16 protein-coding genes are annotated in these 17,475 nt (G+C 73.2%); 6 read left to right on the top strand and 10 right to left on the bottom strand.

Translation table 11 applies throughout. From position 1 onward, the window contains the following. Positions 1-29: 29 nt before the first annotated feature. Positions 30-944, bottom strand: coding sequence for an alpha/beta fold hydrolase (locus ABD811_RS05595; RefSeq protein WP_344941779.1), 915 nt, complete (start codon positions 942-944; stop codon positions 30-32). Between the two features lie 80 nt (positions 945-1,024). Between ABD811_RS05595 and ABD811_RS05590 the strand changes: the two genes are divergently transcribed. After that, positions 1,025-1,756 (top strand): TetR/AcrR family transcriptional regulator, encoded by a 732-nt coding sequence (locus ABD811_RS05590; protein WP_344941776.1) that lies wholly within the window; start codon positions 1,025-1,027, stop codon positions 1,754-1,756. A 50-nt stretch (positions 1,757-1,806) separates the two neighbouring features. Here ABD811_RS05590 and tuf read toward each other — a convergent pair whose 3' ends face one another. Beyond that, positions 1,807-2,994, bottom strand: coding sequence for an elongation factor Tu (gene tuf / locus ABD811_RS05585; RefSeq protein WP_344941775.1), 1,188 nt, complete (start codon positions 2,992-2,994; stop codon positions 1,807-1,809). A 391-nt stretch (positions 2,995-3,385) separates the two neighbouring features. Continuing rightward, positions 3,386-4,822, bottom strand: coding sequence for an MFS transporter (locus ABD811_RS05580; protein WP_344941773.1), 1,437 nt, complete (start codon positions 4,820-4,822; stop codon positions 3,386-3,388). Between the two features lie 68 nt (positions 4,823-4,890). Between ABD811_RS05580 and ABD811_RS05575 the strand changes: the two genes are divergently transcribed. Further along, positions 4,891-6,096 carry an arginine deiminase gene (locus tag ABD811_RS05575; RefSeq protein ID WP_344941771.1) on the top strand — a complete coding sequence of 402 codons (1,206 nt, stop codon included), beginning with the start codon at positions 4,891-4,893 and terminating at the stop codon, positions 6,094-6,096. A 199-nt stretch (positions 6,097-6,295) separates the two neighbouring features. Here ABD811_RS05575 and ABD811_RS05570 read toward each other — a convergent pair whose 3' ends face one another. The 4 genes from ABD811_RS05570 to ABD811_RS05555 all read right to left on the bottom strand — a co-directional run bounded on the left by ABD811_RS05570 (position 6,296) and on the right by ABD811_RS05555 (position 10,998). Then, complete coding sequence (locus tag ABD811_RS05570; protein ID WP_344941768.1) at positions 6,296-6,817, bottom strand: ATP-binding protein; 522 nt, start codon at positions 6,815-6,817, stop codon at positions 6,296-6,298. A gap of 307 nt (positions 6,818-7,124) precedes the next feature. Beyond that, positions 7,125-9,023, bottom strand: coding sequence for a PAS domain-containing sensor histidine kinase (locus ABD811_RS05565; protein ID WP_425549367.1), 1,899 nt, complete (start codon positions 9,021-9,023; stop codon positions 7,125-7,127). Positions 9,024-9,119: 96 nt separating this feature from the next. After that, positions 9,120-10,463 carry a purine-cytosine permease family protein gene (locus tag ABD811_RS05560; RefSeq protein ID WP_344941762.1) on the bottom strand — a complete coding sequence of 448 codons (1,344 nt, stop codon included), beginning with the start codon at positions 10,461-10,463 and terminating at the stop codon, positions 9,120-9,122. A gap of 202 nt (positions 10,464-10,665) precedes the next feature. After that, positions 10,666-10,998, bottom strand: coding sequence for a rhodanese-like domain-containing protein (locus ABD811_RS05555; protein WP_344942359.1), 333 nt, complete (start codon positions 10,996-10,998; stop codon positions 10,666-10,668). Between the two features lie 49 nt (positions 10,999-11,047). Between ABD811_RS05555 and ABD811_RS05550 the strand changes: the two genes are divergently transcribed. Next, on the top strand, positions 11,048-11,509 hold the full coding sequence (locus ABD811_RS05550; RefSeq protein ID WP_344941759.1) for an SSI family serine proteinase inhibitor: 462 nt from the start codon (positions 11,048-11,050) through the stop codon (positions 11,507-11,509). Between the two features lie 189 nt (positions 11,510-11,698). Here the strand turns inward: ABD811_RS05550 and ABD811_RS05545 are convergent, their stop codons facing one another. Then, positions 11,699-12,562, bottom strand: a complete 864-nt coding sequence (locus ABD811_RS05545; protein WP_344941756.1) for an Fpg/Nei family DNA glycosylase — start codon at positions 12,560-12,562, stop codon at positions 11,699-11,701. Positions 12,563-12,902: 340 nt separating this feature from the next. On the opposite strand from ABD811_RS05545, the gene ABD811_RS05540 reads away from it, so the two are divergent. The 3 genes from ABD811_RS05540 to ABD811_RS05530 all read left to right on the top strand — a co-directional run bounded on the left by ABD811_RS05540 (position 12,903) and on the right by ABD811_RS05530 (position 16,564). Continuing rightward, positions 12,903-13,109 carry a heavy-metal-associated domain-containing protein gene (locus ABD811_RS05540; protein WP_344941753.1) on the top strand — a complete coding sequence of 69 codons (207 nt, stop codon included), beginning with the start codon at positions 12,903-12,905 and terminating at the stop codon, positions 13,107-13,109. Between the two features lie 95 nt (positions 13,110-13,204). Beyond that, complete coding sequence (locus ABD811_RS05535) at positions 13,205-14,209, top strand: hypothetical protein (RefSeq protein ID WP_344941750.1); 1,005 nt, start codon at positions 13,205-13,207, stop codon at positions 14,207-14,209. 36 nt (positions 14,210-14,245) lie between these two features. Continuing rightward, complete coding sequence (locus ABD811_RS05530; RefSeq protein WP_344941747.1) at positions 14,246-16,564, top strand: heavy metal translocating P-type ATPase; 2,319 nt, start codon at positions 14,246-14,248, stop codon at positions 16,562-16,564. Positions 16,565-16,654: 90 nt separating this feature from the next. On the opposite strand, the gene ABD811_RS05525 is transcribed toward ABD811_RS05530, so the two are convergent. Both ABD811_RS05525 and ABD811_RS05520 read right to left on the bottom strand, forming a co-directional pair. After that, the gene (locus ABD811_RS05525) at positions 16,655-16,879 is read right to left on the bottom strand and encodes a hypothetical protein (RefSeq protein ID WP_344941744.1); all 225 of its coding nucleotides are present in this window, start codon (positions 16,877-16,879) and stop codon (positions 16,655-16,657) included. 96 nt (positions 16,880-16,975) lie between these two features. Further along, complete coding sequence (locus tag ABD811_RS05520; RefSeq protein ID WP_344941741.1) at positions 16,976-17,374, bottom strand: hypothetical protein; 399 nt, start codon at positions 17,372-17,374, stop codon at positions 16,976-16,978. Between the last annotated feature and the right edge of the window lie 101 nt (positions 17,375-17,475).

The raw sequence follows: 17,475 nt of genomic DNA, 5'->3' as shown, positions 1-17,475 counted from the left end.
ACGGGCGGACGCTCCCTTGGCCGCCGCGTTCAGCCGGCGGACGGGCGCTCGTCCGCCAGCCGCCGGATCTCGTCGGCGACGTCGTCCCAGACGGATTCCGGCAGGTCGTGGCCGACGCCGGGCAGGATGACCAGCCGGGCCCCGGGAATGCGGGCCGCGATCCGGCGCCCGGCGCTCGGCCGGACGAGCGGGTCGGCCTCCCCGTGCAAAATCAGCGTCGGCACGGTGATCTCGCTGATCGCCGGGCCGCGCCATCGGGCGCCGATCTGGCGGCTCTGCGCCTGCTTGTCCCGTACGCCCGAGTCGGCGATGACGGTGAGGTGCTCGCGGACGGCGGCCTCGTCGAACGGCCGGCCGGGCACGCTGAGGATGCGCGCGACCTCGACCCCGGCCTCGACGTCCCCCTCGGGGGTGTCGGGGTGCCGGACACGCGCCAGCCTGGCGAGCGTCCCGGGTCGGATGTAGCGCACGGCGCTCAGGCCCGCCGCGTCACCCGGAACGGCCGAGGCCGACGTCAGCGTACGGACCCGGCCGGGATGGCGGACGGCGATCCGCTGGGCGACGGCCCCGCCGAGCGACTGCCCGAACAGGTGCGCCGAACTCCAGCCCAGTGCGTCCAGCACCGCGATCCCGTCGTCGGTCATGTCCTCGGCGGTGTACGCCTCGCCGCCGCCGCGCACCAGCGCGCTGATCGGGTTGCCGGTGGCGGTCCGCGGCAGGTGCGACGATTCCCCGGCGTCGCGCTGGTCGTACCGGGCGACAGCGAACCCGCGCGCGGCCAGGGCCAGGCACAGGCCGTCGGGCCACCAGCGCCGGGAGATTCCGAGACCCGTGACGAGCAGCAGCGGGTCCCCGTCGGTGCCCGTGGTCAGCCGGTCGTACGCCACCTGGACCCGTCCGTTGTCGGCCCACCGAACCGGCGTCCACAGATCCGTCGCGTGCATGGCCCCTCCAATAACTGCGATCAGCGTTCGCAGTTAATAGTCTAGGGCACGGACACGCCGAGGATCCGACAGGGGGGCCGGTGGCGGACGAGACGCAGGCCGGACGGCCGAGGACCGTGTGGGAGCGGCCCGACCGGGGCACCCGCGGGCCGGCGCCCGAGCGCAGCCGCGCCCAGATCACCTCGGCCGCCATCGAGCTGGCCGACCAGGGCGGCTTGGACGCGCTGTCCCTGCGGGCGCTGGCCAAACGCCTCGGCACCGGCCCGGCGTCCCTCTACCGGTACGTGTCGGGACGCGACGACCTGCTCGACCTGATGGCCGACGCCGTCGTGGGGGAGATCGACCTGGACGTCCCGCTGTGCGGCGACCCGGTCACCGACCTGACGGGGCTCGCCGTCCGGGCCAAGGCCGTGCATCTGCGGCATCCGTGGCTCGCCGAGCTGGCGCCCGAACCGCTCAGGGTCGGCCCGAACGGGCTCGCCTACGCCGACCGGGCCCTGGCGGCGCTGGAACCGGCGGGGCTGGACGGCCGTGCGGCGCTGGAGGCCGTCGCCGTCATGTCGGCGCTGGTGACGGTGTTCGCACGCACCGAGCTGCAGGCCCGCCGCACCCCGACCGAACGGCAGACCGCGCAGGCCGCCTACCTCGCGGGCGCCGCGGCGGGAGGCCGCCATCCGTGGCTCGCGGCGGCCCTGGCGGGCGGCGCGCCCGCCGACCCGCTCGGTGACGCGGACGCGCTCTTCACGCGGATCATGCGGGCGGTGCTCACGGGCCTGACCGGGGCGGACACGCCGCGACGCCCCGGCGGGTGACGCGGCGAGCGCCGGCGGGCTCCCGGGCGGAGCCCGCCGGCGCACGCGGCCTACTCGTCCACCACGGCGGTGACGGTGCCGGCGCCGACCGTGCGGCCGCCCTCGCGGATCGCGAAGCCGAGGCCCTCGGCCATGGCGACCGGCTTGCCGAGCTCGACCGTCATCTCGACGGTGTCGCCCGGCATCGCCATGCCGCCCTCGCCGCCGAGGTCCACGCCGCCCACCACGTCGGTGGTGCGGAAGTGGAACTGCGGCCGGTAGCCGTGGAAGAACGGCCGGCTGCGGCCGCCCTCCGCCGCGGTCAGCACCCGCACCCGGGCGCGGAACCGGGTGTGCGGACGGATCGCACCCGGCGTGCTGACCACCTGGCCGCGCCGGACCTGGTCCCGCTTGACGCCGCGCAGCAGCATCGCGGTGTTGTCCCCCGCCTCGGCGCGGCCCATCGCCTGCCCGAACGTCTCCAGGCCGGTGGCGACGGTGGCGAACGTGTCCCCGAGACCGACGACCTCGACGGGGTCGCCGACCCGGATCACGCCCTGCGCCACCACGCCGGTCACGACGGTGCCGCGGCCGGTGATGGTCAGCACGTTCTCCACCGGCATGAGGAACGGCCGGTCGAGCACCCGGTCGGGAACGGGCACGTAGGCGTCGATCGCGTCCAGCAGCTCAACGACGCGGGCCGTCCAGTACGGGTCGCCCTCCAGCGCCCGCAGCCCGGACACCCGGACCACCGGCACCTGGTCGCCGGGGAACCCGTACTCGGTCAGCAGCTCGCGGACCTCCAGCTCCACCAGGTCGAGCAGCTCGGGGTCGTCGACCGCGTCGGCCTTGTTGAGCGCGACCACCACGTGCCGCACGCCCACCTGGCGGGCCAGCACGACGTGCTCGCGGGTCTGCGGCATCGCGCCGTCCTGCGCCGAGACCACCAGCACCGCCCCGTCGACCTGCGCCGCGCCGGTGATCATGTTCTTCACGAAGTCGGCGTGGCCGGGCATGTCGACGTGGGCGTAGTGCCGGGTGGCGGTCTCGTACTGGACGTGGGCGATGTTGATGGTGATGCCGCGCTCGCGCTCCTCGGGGGCCCGGTCGATGCGGTCGAACGGGACGGCCGCGGCCAGCCCGCGCTCGGCCAGCACCTTGGTGATGGCCGCGGTCAGCGTGGTCTTGCCGTGGTCGACGTGCCCCATCGTGCCGATGTTGAGATGCGGCTTGGTCCGCTCGTACAGCGGCTTGGCCATGTCGGTGAGTCCTCACTCGATCGTGTCGGAAGTGAGAACCGCACGGGCGTCCGGCCGCGCGTGGTGCGCGCGGTCGTCGTCGGCCCGTGTTCTGGTGGCAACCCCCCTCCGCTGGTTCTCGTCGGAGGCGGGACGGAGGAGGGTCAGCCTCGCAGGCCGTCGATGACGGCCGCGTCGGCTGCCGCTGCCAGGGAGGCAGCCGGCGCCGCGCTCAGCAGAGTGACCTCTGCGAGCGTGCGGGCGCCGGCTGCGAAGAACATGCCCTGAGGGTACGAATCCGGCCGCGGCGGTGTCGAACCCTTTTTCACGGCCGTGTGAACGCGGGGGGCGCGCTCGGCGGTCCGCGCGACGAGCGTGTACCGCCCGGCCAGGACGCCGGACATCAGCGCGATCAGGCGGTGGGCTCTGCCGTGCCCTCGGCGGCCGGGTCCGCGCGGCCGGGGGCGCCGAGCAGGAGCAGGCCGACGGCGGCGCCGGTGAACTGGCAGGCGGCGATGGCCATCACCAGGCCGACCGGGCCCAGGTGGTCGGCGAGCACGCCGGTCAGCGCCGCGCCCACCGCGAACGTGCCGAGCTTCAGGCTGCCGCCGGTGGTGTTGACCTGCCCCAGCCGGTCCGGCGGCGACTCGCGCTGACGCAGAAGCAGCGTGGCGGCGAAGACGGGGCCCTCGCACAGCCCGGCGACCAGGAAGCACAGCAGGGCCCACGGCAGCGACGGCGCCCACGCCAGCGCGACCAGCGAGCCGCCGAAGGCCAGCAGCCCCGCCACCATCACCCATTCGGCGTACCGGGGACGCAGCCAGCGGGCGCACGCCAGCGAACCGGCCAGCGACCCCGCCGCGACGGCCACCATCAGCTGGCCGCCCGCGCTCGGCTCCGCGCCCAGGCGTTCGGCCAGCAGCACGGCCGCGATCGCGACGCCGCCCCACCCCAGCCACGCCAGCGACGTCGCCGCCGTGAGCGCGCGCAGCACCCGATTGCCCACCAGCACCGACAACCCGCCGGCCACCGCGTCCACCAGCGCCCCCGCGGTGCCGCGCCTGTCGACTCGCGCGGCGTGCTCGTCAGGCCGCTCGTCCGCGCCGGCGTCTCCGGCCGTGTCATGGCGGGGCGCCTGCATGGCCGCCTCGCCTGCGTCGGACTGTCCGGCCGTCCGCGCGGCGCCGGCTTCGGCCGTCCGCCCGTCGTGGACGGCTGCCTCGCTCCCGGCCGCGTCGCGGCGGGGTACCGGCACGGTCGGCTGGTCGGGGCGTGGGGGCGGGCCGGCGGGGCCGGAAATGGGGAGCAGGGGGAGGGCGAGCAGGGCGACGATCGCGCTGGCCACGACGGCGAAACCCGCGTAGGTCCCGGTCGTCGCGGCGGCCAGGCCCGCGGCCAGGCCGGGGCCGGCGATGGCCGCGACGTTGTAGCTCGACGCCTCCAGCCCGTACGCGTGCGGCAGCCGCTCGGCCGGGACGTACCGCGGCAGCAGGCTCGTCAGCGCGACGACGACGGGTTCGGTCACGCCGATCACGGCGGCGACCAGCAGGGCGAGCACCAGCGGGGAGCGTCCCGCCATGAGCAGCAGCGCCGCCGCCGCGACCGCGTAGCACACCGCCAGCGTCATGATCACCGGGCGCGGGCGGCGGACCCGGTCGAGCGCGTGGCCGATCAGCGGGCCGCTCAGCACGTACGGCAGGGTCGCGGCGGTCTGCAGGAACCCGGCGGCGGCGGCGCGTCCGGTGCGGGCCTCCACCGTCAGGACCAGCGCGGTCGCCATCCCCTCCGCCGAGACCCGCAGCAGCGTGGCGGCCGTCAGGTGCAAGGGGAGCGCGCCGCGGTTGATCACCTCGTGATGGTGGCACACCGTCCCGACCGGCCGGTAGGCACGAGAATCGGGCCACATAGACTGCCGGTGTGGCTGAGACGACCGAACACCGGGTCACCAGCGAGGTGGGACGGCTGCGGACCGTCCTGCTGCACCGCCCGGGCGCGGAGCTCAAACGCCTGACGCCGCGGAACAACGACAAGCTGCTGTTCGACGGCATCCCGTGGGTGGGACGGGCCCAGGAGGAGCACGACGCGTTCGCCCAGGCGCTGCGCGACCGGGGCGTCGAGGTGCTCTACATCACCGAGCTGCTGCAGGACGTCCTGGAGTACGAGACGGCGCGCGACGAGGCGATCAGCGGCGTGCTCGACGACCCCCGCCTCGGCGACCAGCTGCGCCGCGTGGTCGAGGGGTACCTGCGCGACCAGGACCCCGAGGTGCTCGCCCACACGCTGATCGCGGGGCTGGCGCACGAGGAGCTGAAGACCGGTCACGGCCTGGTCTACCGGCTGCTGGACCGGCACGACTTCATCATCGACCCGCTGCCCAGCCTGCTGTTCACCCGCGACAACAGCACCTGGATCGGCGACCGGGTGGCGGTGACGAGCCTGGCGATGCCCGCCCGGCACCGCGAGTCGGCCCTGATCGGCCTGGTCTACGCGCACCACCCGAGGTTCGCCGGGGTGCGGCAGGTGTACGACCCGTCGCTGGAGCACGTGGAGGGCGGGGACGTCCTGCTGCTGTGCCCCGGCGTGATCGCGGTCGGCACGGGAGAGCGCACCACGCCCGCGGGAGTGGAGCGGCTGGCCCGCCAGGTGTTCGACGCCGGGCTTGCCCACACCGTCCTGGCCGTGCCGATCGCGCAGGAACGCGCCACCATGCACCTGGACACGGTCTGCACGATGGTGGACGTCGACACGGTGGTCATGTACCCGCCGATGGCGGACTCGATGACCGCCTACGCGGTGACGGCCGACGACGGCGACCTGCGCGTGGCCGAGCCGCGCCCGTTCCTGGAGGCCGCGGCCGAGGCGATGGGCCTGGACCGCCTGAAGGTCATCGACACCGGCCTGGACCCGGTCACCGCCGAGCGCGAGCAGTGGGACGACGGCAACAACACCCTGGCCATCGCTCCCCGCGTCGCGGTCGCGTACGAGCGCAACATCGAGACCAACGCGCAGCTGGAGGCGGCGGGCATCGAGGTCATCCGCATCAGCGGCAGCGAACTCGGCAGCGGCCGTGGCGGCCCCCGCTGCATGTCCTGCCCACTACTACGCGACACCCCGGCGCTCTAAGCCCGGAGGGCCTGGCGTTCTCAACCCGGACGGCCTGGTGCCTGAGGTTGGCAGCCTGCCCGGTGCGAGGTCGGCGGCCTGCGGTTCCCGGCCGAGTCGGGGGGTGCGGCGGGACGGTTGGAGTGCTCGGGCGGTGTCGACGGGGGCACGACAGCGCCCGAGCTTGACGAGGACCATACAGGGCGCGCGCCGCGCCCGATCAAGCGGGGTATGCCCGGGTCGGTGCGGAATGCGTGCGATGGCCGTTGAGCAGGGCGTTTCCCGGATCGTCCACCCCGTCGCCCACGTTGAAATCGGGCATCAGCGTGTGCGTACGGCTCCGGTGCGACGCCGCGCCGTTGCCCCCGGCGCCGTGCGGCGCGTACAGGACGGCCCACACGGTGGTGACGCCCTCCTCATGACGGACGCCCCAGCCCTCGGCGAGGGCCTCCACGATGCCGAGGCCGCGTCCGCCGAGCGAGGACAGGGTGCCCGGCCCGCGCCGGGGCTCGGTGCTGGCGCCGCCGTCGCTGACGGCGACCTCCAGCCGCTCCCCGCGCCGCGCCCACGTGACGCGGACCTGCCCGGACGGCAGGGGCCTGGCGTGCCGCAGGGCGTTGCTCAGAAGTTCGCTGATGATGACACTGGCGTCGTCCACGACCGACTCGAAGACACCGGAGGCGAGCAGCTCGGAGCTGAGGCGCCTGCGGGCCACGGCGACGCTGGACGGCGCATGAGGCAACAGTACGACGCTCGACGCCCTCACCTCCCCGTCGATGATCTCCGCTGCTCGGAGGCCCGTCACCCTCGTCGGTACCGACCGAAATGCCCTGATGATATTGTCCGGAAACCCGGGTGAATCACCCGTCACCCCCCACAACGAGCGATGCCCCCTCCGGTCACGCACTCAGGGCCAACACAGGATCTATCCACCCTCCGGGTGGTTACTCCTCCTGCGAGCGTTTCGTCCGTCACACTGATGAAACACCGGCCTTTCACCTGCGTACCTATGTCACCACCTGTCACGGCATCCGTCCGGATCCGGTCAGCTACGGCCGGCCGTCCTCCGCCCGGCACAGGACCAGGCGCATGCGGGTGCCGCGGCCCCCGGGACCCGGCTCGGCGCTGACGTGGCCGCCCTGCGCCTCGGTCAGGCGTTTGACGATGTAGAGGCCGAGGCCGATCCCGCCGAACCGGCGGCGGTCCCCCGTCTCGCCCTGGACGAACCGTTCGAAGACCCGCTCGTGGTCGCCGGGGGTGATGCCGATGCCCTCGTCCTCCACCGTGACGACGATCGACCCGTCCTCCGGCCAGGCCCGCACGGTGACCGTGCCGCCGTCCGGGGAGTACTTCATCGCGTTCTCCAGCAGCTGGCCGAGGACGATGTCGGTGGCCATCGCGTCGCCCCGCGCGGGCGGCAGGCCGGGGGGCACCTCCAGCCGCACCGGGTGCGCCTCCGACAACGACCGGAACCCCGCCACCACGCCCTCCAGCACGCGGGCCAGGTCGAACGTCTCGATGGTCACCGCCAGCTCGTCGCGTCCGGCCCGCGACCCCAGCAGCAGGTGCTCGACGAGACGGCCGAGCGACTGGGCCCGTTCGGCGATCGTCGCGACGGCGGAGCGGCGGTCGGCGTCGGCCAGCTCGTCCCACCGGTTGACCAGCGTGCTGGCGAACCCCTGCACCACCGTGATCGGGGTGCGCAGCTCGTGGCTGGTGGTGGCCAGGAACAGGTCCTTGGCCTCCTCCAGCGCCTTGGCCTCGCTGACGTCGCGGAAGTCGACCACGACCTCGCCGGTCTCCTCGATCTCGGCGGCCAGCACGTTCAGCCAGATGCCCGACGGCAGCGGAAATGTGATCATCTCGCCGGGCGCGGGCGCCTCGAACGGCAGCTCCCGGCCGATCGCCTCCTGCGGCGGCACCCCGGTCAGGGTGTGGGCGGCCGGATTCCACTGCCGTACCACGCCGTCACGGTCGAGCACGGCGATGCCGTCCGCGCTGGAGTCGATCACGGCGCGTTCGTGCGCGCGCTGCCGCACCACCTCGGCGTAGGCCACGGCGTTGCCGACCGCGACCCCGGCGTGCCCGGCGAGCAGCTCCAGCAGCTCCAGCTCGGTGTGCCCGACGCGGCGGCCGGAGAACAGCGCGTACAGCGCCCCGTACGGCTCGTTCTGCAGGAACGACAGGCCCAGCGCCACCGTGTGCAGCCCGGGCAGCTCGGACCAGATCAGGTCGCCCAGCCGCCGCTCCCCGCCCGCCAGCATCACGGTCTTCCCCGAGCGCAGCAGCTCGCCGACGAGGCTGGAGCGCAGGTCGGCGGTGGCGCCGCGCATGTGCTCGGGCAGCCCGTTCACGGTGACCAGCCGCAGCCGGTCCCGCTCCAGCCGCACGAACCCGCCCGCGTCCGCGCCGGTCAGCTCGATCAGCGCGGCGGTGATCCGGTCCAGTACCGTGGCCAGGTCCAGTTCGGCGTTGAGGTCGGCGACGATGTCGTTCAGCCGCCGCACCAGCCGGGCCCGCTCGGCCATGTGGTGCTGGACGACCTCGTCCTCCTCGACCGGGTGGTACACCCCGACCCAGCCGAGCAGCCGGCCGTCGCGGTCCTGCAGGACGCTGGTGTCGATGCGCACGTCGATGAGCCGCCCGTCCCGGTGCAGGCGCCGGGTGGCGATGGAGATCTGGCCGGTGTCGGCGCTCTCCAGGCCCTCGGCCCCGCGCCGGGTCAGCAGCCGTTCCTGGACGGCGTTGTGCTCGGCCTTCAGCTCGTCCGGCACGATCGGCGCGACGCGGCCGAGCATCTCCTCGGCCGTCCAGCCGAACATGCGCTCGGCCGCCGGGTTCCACACGGTGACGCGCTGCCGGTCGTCGACGGCCACGATCGCGTCGGCCGCGCACTCGACGACGGCGCGCGCGATCGGGCCGTGGACGTCTTGCTGCACGTCTGTCATCGTGCCACCGGACCTCGTCCCGCCGAGAGCCAACGACTTGCGAAAGGTTCTCACGTCGCGGCGCTCTCCGCCGGAAGAACGCGTCCCTTCGCCCGCTCAGCCGCGGAACCGGGCGACCCGCCCGACCAGCAGCGTGACCAGCGCGGCCACCAGGAAGGACAGCAGCGACGCGCTCATCCAGGACGGCGGCGTGACCGCCAGCGCCTCCCGCACGTCCCGCCAGAACGACGCCCACCAGCCGACCGACCCGGGGTTGACGAGCTGGTAGGCCGCGAACCCGACCGCCCAGGCGGCGATCATGCTCCAGCGGGCCGGGGCGGTGCGGGAGACGTCCCAGCCGCGGCGCCCGCGGCCGAGGAAGAAGTCGGCGGCCAGCACGCCGAGCATGGGCACGAACACCGACCCGATCAGGGACAGGAAACCGGCGTAGTCGCCGATGTTCAGCACCAGCGCCAGCCCGGTGGTGCCCGCCCCCAGCGCCACCGTCAGCACCCGGCGGTCGGCGCGCGGCACCAGGTTCTGGATCGACACGGCGGTGGAGTAGACGTTGGCGAACGACTGGTCCGCCTCGCGCAGCACGAACACCGCGAAGACCACCGCTCCCAGCGTGACGTGCAGGAACGGGTCGAACACCTTCGTCGAGTCGCCCGCAACCAGGGCCAGCGCCAGCAGCCCGAGGACGTAGGCGATGATCTGGGTGACCGAGTAGCCGACGGCGGCAGCGCCGAACGCGCCGCGCGCGGTGCGGGCGTGCCGGGTGTAGTCGGCCGCGACCGGCACCCACGAGATCGACACGGCCAGCGCCGCGTCCGCGCCGATCCAGAAGCCGCCCCACGAGCCTTCGGTCAGGTCCGGCAGCGGCTCGCGCAGCAACTGGACGTAGAAGTAGACCAGCGCGACCAGCACCGCCACGGTGACGTACCGGCGCAGCAGCCGCACCGAGCCGAGCGGACGGATCGTCAGCGCCGTGGTCAGCACCCCGGCGGCGACCACGTACGCCCAGCGCGGCACCCCGTCGTACAGGGCCCGCGCCGCGTCCGCGATCACGATCAGCTCGAACGTGCCCCACCCGACGAGCTGGGCGACGTTCAGCACGGTCGGCGCGTACGACAGTCGCGCCCCGAACAGGCCGCGCAGCAGCACCATCGCGGGCTGCCCGGTGCGCGCGCCCGGCACCGCCGACAGGCCGAGCATCAGCCCGCCGATCACGGTCCCGACGATCATCGCGACGATGCCCGCCGCGATCGACAGGGTCGGCGCCCCGTTCTCGTCGGGCGCCAGCACCGTGTACGCGCCGGAGAACGCGAACAGGCTGACGCCCAGGTTGGCCCAGAACGCGCTCTGGTCCCAGAAACCGAGGACCTTCGGCGCGGGTTCGTCGAGGGTGTAGGGGACCTCGTCGCGAGGAGTGGTTCTGTGGACGGCGGACGACGACGCCAAGGCGCACGCTCCCTACGCCGGCATTACCCGGACAGGTTCATGCGGTCGGCGACGCCGTGCCAAGCTCGCCGGGTGCCGTCTCGGCGGCCCCCGGCCACAGTCGCCCTCTCAGCCCGGTGTGTCGGCCCGAGCTCCCGCGGTCAGACGGTGAACGCTGCAGATCGTACAGTCAGCGCCAAAAACCGACAAAGGGGCCCTTGGTTCAGGCCACGTAGGCGGGACCGTCCCCCGCGGCGTCCATGGGCCGTCCGACCTCGACCCAGCGCTTCATTCCCCCGTCGACGTTCTTGGCCAGCCAGCCGGCGTTGTTGAGCGCGATGGTCACCTGCGCCGAGCGCATGCCGGAGCGGCAGATGACGTAGACGTCCCGGTCACGCGGCACCTCGGCGGCGCGGTCGCTCAGCTCGGCCATCGGGATGTGCACCGCCTGGGGCGCGTGACCCGCGTCCCACTCGTCCTGCTCGCGCACGTCCAGCAGGTAGGCGTCCTGCGGGACCTCCGCGGCGTCGACGGCAGGAACGTCTTCCCCGAAAATCATCACACCCCCATGGAACCGCGCGGAACCCTCCCACGTCGAATCACGCATGCGGTACCGGACGCTCCTTTTCACGACGCCCGCACTCGCCACCCTCCTGTCACTGTCGGCCTGCGGTTCCGAACAGGCCGCGGACTCCCCCCGCGACACCGCTTCGGGCACCACGACCGTCCAGCCGACCCGCTCCCCGGCCGACCAGCTGACGGTCGAGGTGCGCGCGTCGGCCAAGGCCACACCCAAGACCTGGACCCTGACCTGCGACCCCGCCGGGGGCGACCACCCCGAGGCCGCCAAGGCCTGCGCGGCCCTGAGCAAGGCCCAGGACCCCTTCAAGCCGATCTCACCGCAGCAGATCTGCACCGAGATCTACGGCGGCCCCCAGGAGGCCAAGGTCAAGGGCACCTGGCGAGGCCGTCAGGTCGACACCGGCTTCACCCGCAAGAACGGCTGCGAACTCCACCGCTGGGACCAGGTGGCCCCCCTGTTCGGCGACACCCCAAAGGCCAACTGACGACTCCTCCCCACCCGCACCCGCCACCCCCAACCAACCCCGCCCGCCAACCGACCAGTTCCGAGCCCTCGCCCCCTCCGCCTGTCGGCATGGCGGTGTTTGGGCGGAGGCGTGGGTTTTCTTCGTGCGGGTGGAGTGCGGCAGCACCGGACGGGCGCGGACGGCTTCGGCGGGGCCTGATCGGAAGGGTTATTTGAGCAGGCGGGACAGGCGGCGGTCGGCCAGGGGTTTGCCGCCGGTCTGGCAGGTGGGGCAGTACTGGAGCGAGGAGTCGGCGAAGGACACCTCGCGGATCGTGTCGCCGCAGACGGGGCACTTCTCGCCGGTGCGGCCGTGCACGCGCAGGCCGGTCTTCTTCTCGCCCTTGAGGTCCTGGGCGGCCAGACCGGTGGAGCGGGCCACGGCGTCGTGCAGGGTGGTGATGATCGCCTCGTGCAGGCCGGTGATCTCGTCGTCGGTCAGCGTGTCGGCGATCTTGAACGGGGACATCCGGGCGGCGTGCAGCACCTCGTCGGAGTAGGCGTTCCCGATGCCGGCGACGATCCGCTGGTCGCGCAGGAGGCCCTTGATCTGGGTGCGGCGGCCCTTGACGATGCCGCGCAGCGCCTCGACGGTGAAGCCGTCGTCCAGCGGGTCCGGGCCTAGCGTGGCGACGCCCGGCACCTCGGCCGGGTCGCGGACGACGTACACGGCCAGGCCCTTCTTGGAGCCCGCCTCGGTGAGGTCGAAGCCGGAGCCGTCGTCCAGGTGCACCCGTACCCCCAGGGGGTTCTTGCCGCCGGGACGGGCGGGCCGGGCCGGGACCTCCTCGCGCCAGCGCAGCCAGCCGGCCCGGGCCAGGTGGATGACCAGGTGCAGGCCGTCGACGTCGATGTCGAGGAACTTGCCGTGCCGGGCGACGCCGGTGATCGACAGGCCGGCGAGCGCCGTGACCGGGGGATCATAGGTCTTGAGCGCGGAGATGGCGAGAACGTCGACCCGGGCGACGGCGTGGCCGACCGCCCGCTCGCGCAGGAACGCGGCGAGGGCCTCGACCTCTGGCAGTTCGGGCATGCCTCACAGTATCCGAGGCGTCGCGGGCGGTCTTCCACAACTTTCCACACCCCTGTGGAAACCTGTGGACAACCCTGTGCACAACGCCGGATCGGCCCGCCTGGCGGGGGTTTTCAATCGAAATACCACTACAAACGACGCCATCTGCCGCCGAGTCCCCCGTCGCGGCCCGCCGGGGGCCTGTGGATAACCTGGTCCGCGGGGTGATGTGCCGTGAATCACCCCGATCTTCCGATAACCCCTAGGGGGTAGGGGTTGCGAGCGCTGTGACGGGTGCGTAACATAACCCTCGTCAGATACCCCTAGGGGGTAAAAGTCCAGGGATGAGGGGAACGGATCGATGAGCACCGCCACCTACACCGTCACCGGTATGACCTGCGGTCACTGCGTCAGCTCCGTCAAGGAGGAGGTCAGCGAGATCGCCGGCGTGACCGCCGTGGACGTGGATCTGGCCAGCGGCCGGCTCACGGTCACCGGCGAGGGCGCGATCGACGACGACAAGGTCCGCGCGGCCGTGGAAGAGGCCGGATACGAGGTGACGGCCTGACCCGGCCGTCTCCCGCACGCCCCGTCCCGGCGCGCTGATCCGCGCCGGGCGAAGGGCCGGGCGGAGGGGGACGACCGCATACGGCGGCCGCCAAGGTGAACGAGGGAAGCGAGCAGCAGACCATGAACACGGCGATCAAGTTGGGGGCGTTCGCCCTGGGCCTGGCGGCCGTCTTCGGCGGCGCGGCAGGGGTCGGCGCGGCCGTCGGGCCGATCGATGCCACCGCCGACACGCACAAGACCGAGGGTAACGGCCACGGCGGGGCGTCCGGGCACGGTGCGGCGGCCGGGCACGGCAAGAACGCGTCGTCGCACGTCCCGGCGGGGCTCCAGGTGTCCCAGGACGGCTACACGCTCACGCCCGAGACCACGACGGTCACCCCGGGCGAGCGCACGGACTTCCGGTTCTCGGTGACGGGGCCGGACGGCAAGCCCGTCACCCGTTTCGAACCCCTGCACGGCAAGCTGCTGCACCTGATCGTGGCGCGCCGTGACCTGTCGGGGTTCCAGCACCTGCATCCGACCGAGGCGGGCGGCGGCGTCTGGACCGTTCCGCTGACGTTGCCCGACCCCGGGACCTACCGGTTCTTCACCGACTTCAAGGCCGCGGGCGCGGCCGAGCAGCTCACGCTCGGCACCGACGTGGTGGCGCCGGGGGACTACCGGCCGCGGGCCGTGCCGCCCGCCGAGCAGGTCGCCAAGGTGGACGGCTACGAGGTGAAGCTGACCGGCACCCTGGTTCCGGGACGGTCGAGCAGGCTCACCCTGTCGGTGAGCAAGGACGGCCGGCCGGTCACCGACCTGGAGCCGTACCTGGAGGCGTACGGGCACCTGGTCGTGCTGCGCGACCAGGACCTGGCCTACCTGCACGTCCACCCGGACGGCGCGCCCGGCGACGGCCGCACCCGGCCCGGTCCGGACGTGACGTTCGAGGCCGAGGTGCCGAGCCCGGGAAGATACCGCCTCTACCTGGACTTCCAGCATGACGGCAAGGTCCGCACGGCCGAGTTCACGGCCGTGGCCGGCAACGCGGCCGCGCCCGCCGCGCCGACCGCTCCGGCGGAGGAGAACGGCGATGACGGCCACGATCACGGGCACTGACCATCCCGTAGGCGATCGACGAGGAGGAGGAAGGCGATGAGCACGGGCGACGCGTCCGGGCGGATCGAGCTGGCGATCGGCGGGATGACCTGCGCCTCGTGCGCCGCCCGCATCGAACGCAAGCTGAACAAGATGGAGGGCGTGACCGCGACGGTCAACTTCGCCACCGAGAAGGCCACGGTCCAGGCGCCCGAGGGCGTCACGCCGGAGGAGCTGATCGCCACGGTGGAGAAGGCCGGGTACACCGCGACGCTGCCCAGGCCGCCGCGTGACGAGACGTCCGAGGACGGCGAGGACGAGGCCGACCGGGAGCTGCGGCCGCTGCGGCAACGGCTGATCACGTCGCTGGTGCTGGCGGTGCCGGTGATCGCGATGGCGATGGTCCCGGCGTTGCAGTTCGAGTACTGGCAGTGGATGTCGCTGACGCTGGCCGCGCCCGTCGTCGTCTACGGGGGATGGCCGTTCCACCGGGCGGCCTGGACGAACCTGCGGCACGGCGCGGCGACCATGGACACGCTGGTGTCGCTGGGCACGCTGGCGGCGTTCGGGTGGTCGCTGTGGGCGCTGTTCTTCGGCTCGGCCGGGGAGCCGGGCATGCGGCACGGGTTCGAGTTCGCCATGACCCGCTCGGACGGGTCGGCCAACATCTACCTGGAGGCCGCCGCCGGGGTGACCGCGTTCCTGCTGGCCGGGCGGTACTTCGAGGCGCGGTCCAAGCGCCGGGCGGGCGCGGCGCTGCGCGCGCTGCTGGAGCTGGGCGCCAAGGAGGTCTCGGTCGTCCGCGAGAACGGCCGTGAGGAGCGCATCCCGGTCGAGGACCTGGCCGTGGGGGACGCCTTCGTCGTCCGTCCCGGCGAGAAGATCGCCACGGACGGGGTGGTCGAGGAGGGCTCCTCGGCCGTGGACGCCTCAATGCTGACCGGCGAGTCGGTGCCGGTCGAGGTCGGCCCCGGCGACGCGGTGGTCGGCGCCACCGTCAACGCGGGCGGCCGGCTGCTGGTGCGCGCCACCCGCGTCGGCGCCGACACGCAGCTGGCGCAGATGGCCCGGCTGGTGGAGGAGGCGCAGACGGGCAAGGCCGCCGTGCAGCGGCTGGCCGACCGGATCTCCGGGGTGTTCGTCCCGATCGTGATCGCGCTGGCCGCGGCCACGCTGGGCTTCTGGCTCGGCGCGGGCGCGGAGACGGCGGCCGCGTTCACCGCGGCGGTCGCGGTGCTGATCATCGCCTGCCCGTGCGCGCTGGGCCTGGCCACGCCGACCGCGCTGATGGTCGGCACGGGACGCGGCGCCCAGCTCGGCATCCTGATCAAGGGCCCGGAGGTGCTGGAGTCCACCCGGCGCATCGACACCGTCGTGCTGGACAAGACCGGCACCGTCACCACCGGAACCATGGCCCTAGTGGACGTCCACACCGCAGACGGCGTCGACGCCGACGAGGCGCTGCGGCTGGCGGGCGCGCTGGAGCACGCCTCCGAGCACCCCATCGCCCGCGCGATCGCCGCCGGAGCCGCCGAACGCGTCGGCACCCTGCCGTCCGTCGAGGACTTCGCCAACATCGAGGGCCTGGGCGTCCAGGGCATGGTGGACGGGCACGCCGTGCTGGTCGGACGGCCGCAGCTGCTCGCCGAGTGGTCCCAGCACCTGACGCCCGAACTCCAGGAGGCGATGGCGGCGGCCCAGCGGCAGGGGCACACCGCCGTGGCCGTCGGCTGGGACGGCCGGGCCCGCGCGGTCATCACCGTGGCCGACCAGGTCAAGCCGACCTCCGCCGAGGCCGTGGCGCGGCTGCGCGCGCTGGGGCTGCGTCCGGTGCTGCTGACCGGCGACAACGAGACCGTCGCCCGCACGGTGGCCGGCCAGGTGGGGATCGACGAGGTCATCGCCGAGGTGCTGCCCGCCGACAAGGTCGCCGTCGTCAAGCGGCTGCAGGGCGAGGGCCGCACGGTGGCGATGGTCGGGGACGGCGTCAACGACGCCGCCGCACTGGCCCAGGCCGACCTGGGTCTGGCGATGGGCACCGGCACCGACGTGGCGATCGAGGCGTCCGACCTGACCCTGGTGCGCGGCGACCTGCGCGCCGCCGCCGACGCCATCGCCCTGTCGCGGCGGACCCTGCGCACCATCAAGGGCAACCTGTTCTGGGCGTTCGCCTACAACGTGGCGGCGCTGCCGCTGGCGGCCGCCGGGCTGCTCACCCCGATGATCGCCGGCGCGGCCATGGCGTTCTCCTCGGTGTTCGTCGTCACCAACAGCCTGCGGCTGCGCCGCTTCCGCCCGGTCGGGGACGCCTCGGCCCTGCCCGGCGGGACGGCCCGTCCCAGCGCACCCCGCGCGGAGGTCCACGCCGACCGCTGACCCCGGTCGCGGAACACGCGGGAACACGAAGGACCACGGTCTCGTCTCGTCCACGAGGCCGTGGTCCTTCGCCGTCCTACGGATGCCGGCTCACCGCTGCCGCGGGACGATGGGCCCGGCCGGAAGCACCTTCACCCGCAGGCTGTTGCAGTTCTGGCAGACCGGGTCGATCCAGGGCGGCTGCGCGGGCACACCGTCCAGACGCCAGGCGACCGCGTGGCCGCCGTGGCCGCCACCGGCGTGCCGCGCCTCGTACAGGGCCTCCCACACCCGCAGGCAGTGCAGGCAGTGGAAGCGCCATTTCTCCGTGACCACGTGAACGTTTCCTAGGCGCATGCGGAATCCCACTTCTGGACGTGACGGATCTCAGAAGTGCGGGATGGGGCCGGACACGGCCGTCCCGCAGCGCGTTTACGTACGGGAGACGTTCAGCTCGATGAGCAGCCTGGCGCCGGTGACCTGCACCGGGACCTCGTCGAACCGTCGCGCCGTGACGGACGGTTCCGCGGACGCGTCCAGTGAGGCCGGCACGCGGACGAGGGCGAGCCCCTGCGTCCGGCCGGCCGTCTGCGCGCGATTGGCCTCGTGCTCCCCGGTCGACTCCCCGCGTCCGGTGTCACGTTCACCTGGAGCGGGAGTGCGGAGGCGTTCTTCGTCGGCGACCATCGACGTGACGGCGGCGCACGGCGCCACCTCCGAGCACGACCCCGACGCCCCGGTCAGCAGGACGACCAGCCCCAGCAGGACCGGCCAGAGAACCGCCCCCGATGGGCCGGCCGCCGGTGTCCGCCGGAATCGGCTCACTACCACACAGCGAACCCTACCTTACCCTCCGTATAATCACGGTAACTTTTAGTAATGCCAAGGGCGATCCTCAACCGCCTCCGCACAGGTTCACGAGACCGCGTCCC

It is taken from the genome of Actinomadura miaoliensis (genome assembly GCF_039536785.1).
Taxonomy (GTDB): Bacteria; Actinomycetota; Actinomycetes; order Streptosporangiales; family Streptosporangiaceae; genus Spirillospora; species Spirillospora miaoliensis.
The sequence above is the reverse complement of the archived record's forward strand: the minus strand, read 5'-3'. Positions and strand labels throughout refer to the sequence as shown.

Excerpts from the sequence above, each read along its gene's own strand:
- ABD811_RS05595 (WP_344941779.1), bottom strand. The coding sequence starts at position 944 with ATGCACGCGACGGATCTGTGGACGCCGGTTCGGTGGGCCGACAACGGA.
- tuf (WP_344941775.1), bottom strand. The coding sequence starts at position 2,994 with ATGGCCAAGCCGCTGTACGAGCGGACCAAGCCGCATCTCAACATCGGC.
- ABD811_RS05565 (WP_425549367.1), bottom strand. The coding sequence starts at position 9,023 with ATGACAGACGTGCAGCAAGACGTCCACGGCCCGATCGCGCGCGCCGTC.
- ABD811_RS05550 (WP_344941759.1), top strand. The coding sequence starts at position 11,048 with ATGCGGTACCGGACGCTCCTTTTCACGACGCCCGCACTCGCCACCCTC.
- ABD811_RS05545 (WP_344941756.1), bottom strand. The coding sequence starts at position 12,562 with ATGCCCGAACTGCCAGAGGTCGAGGCCCTCGCCGCGTTCCTGCGCGAG.
- ABD811_RS05540 (WP_344941753.1), top strand. The coding sequence starts at position 12,903 with ATGAGCACCGCCACCTACACCGTCACCGGTATGACCTGCGGTCACTGC.
- ABD811_RS05530 (WP_344941747.1), top strand. The coding sequence starts at position 14,246 with ATGAGCACGGGCGACGCGTCCGGGCGGATCGAGCTGGCGATCGGCGGG.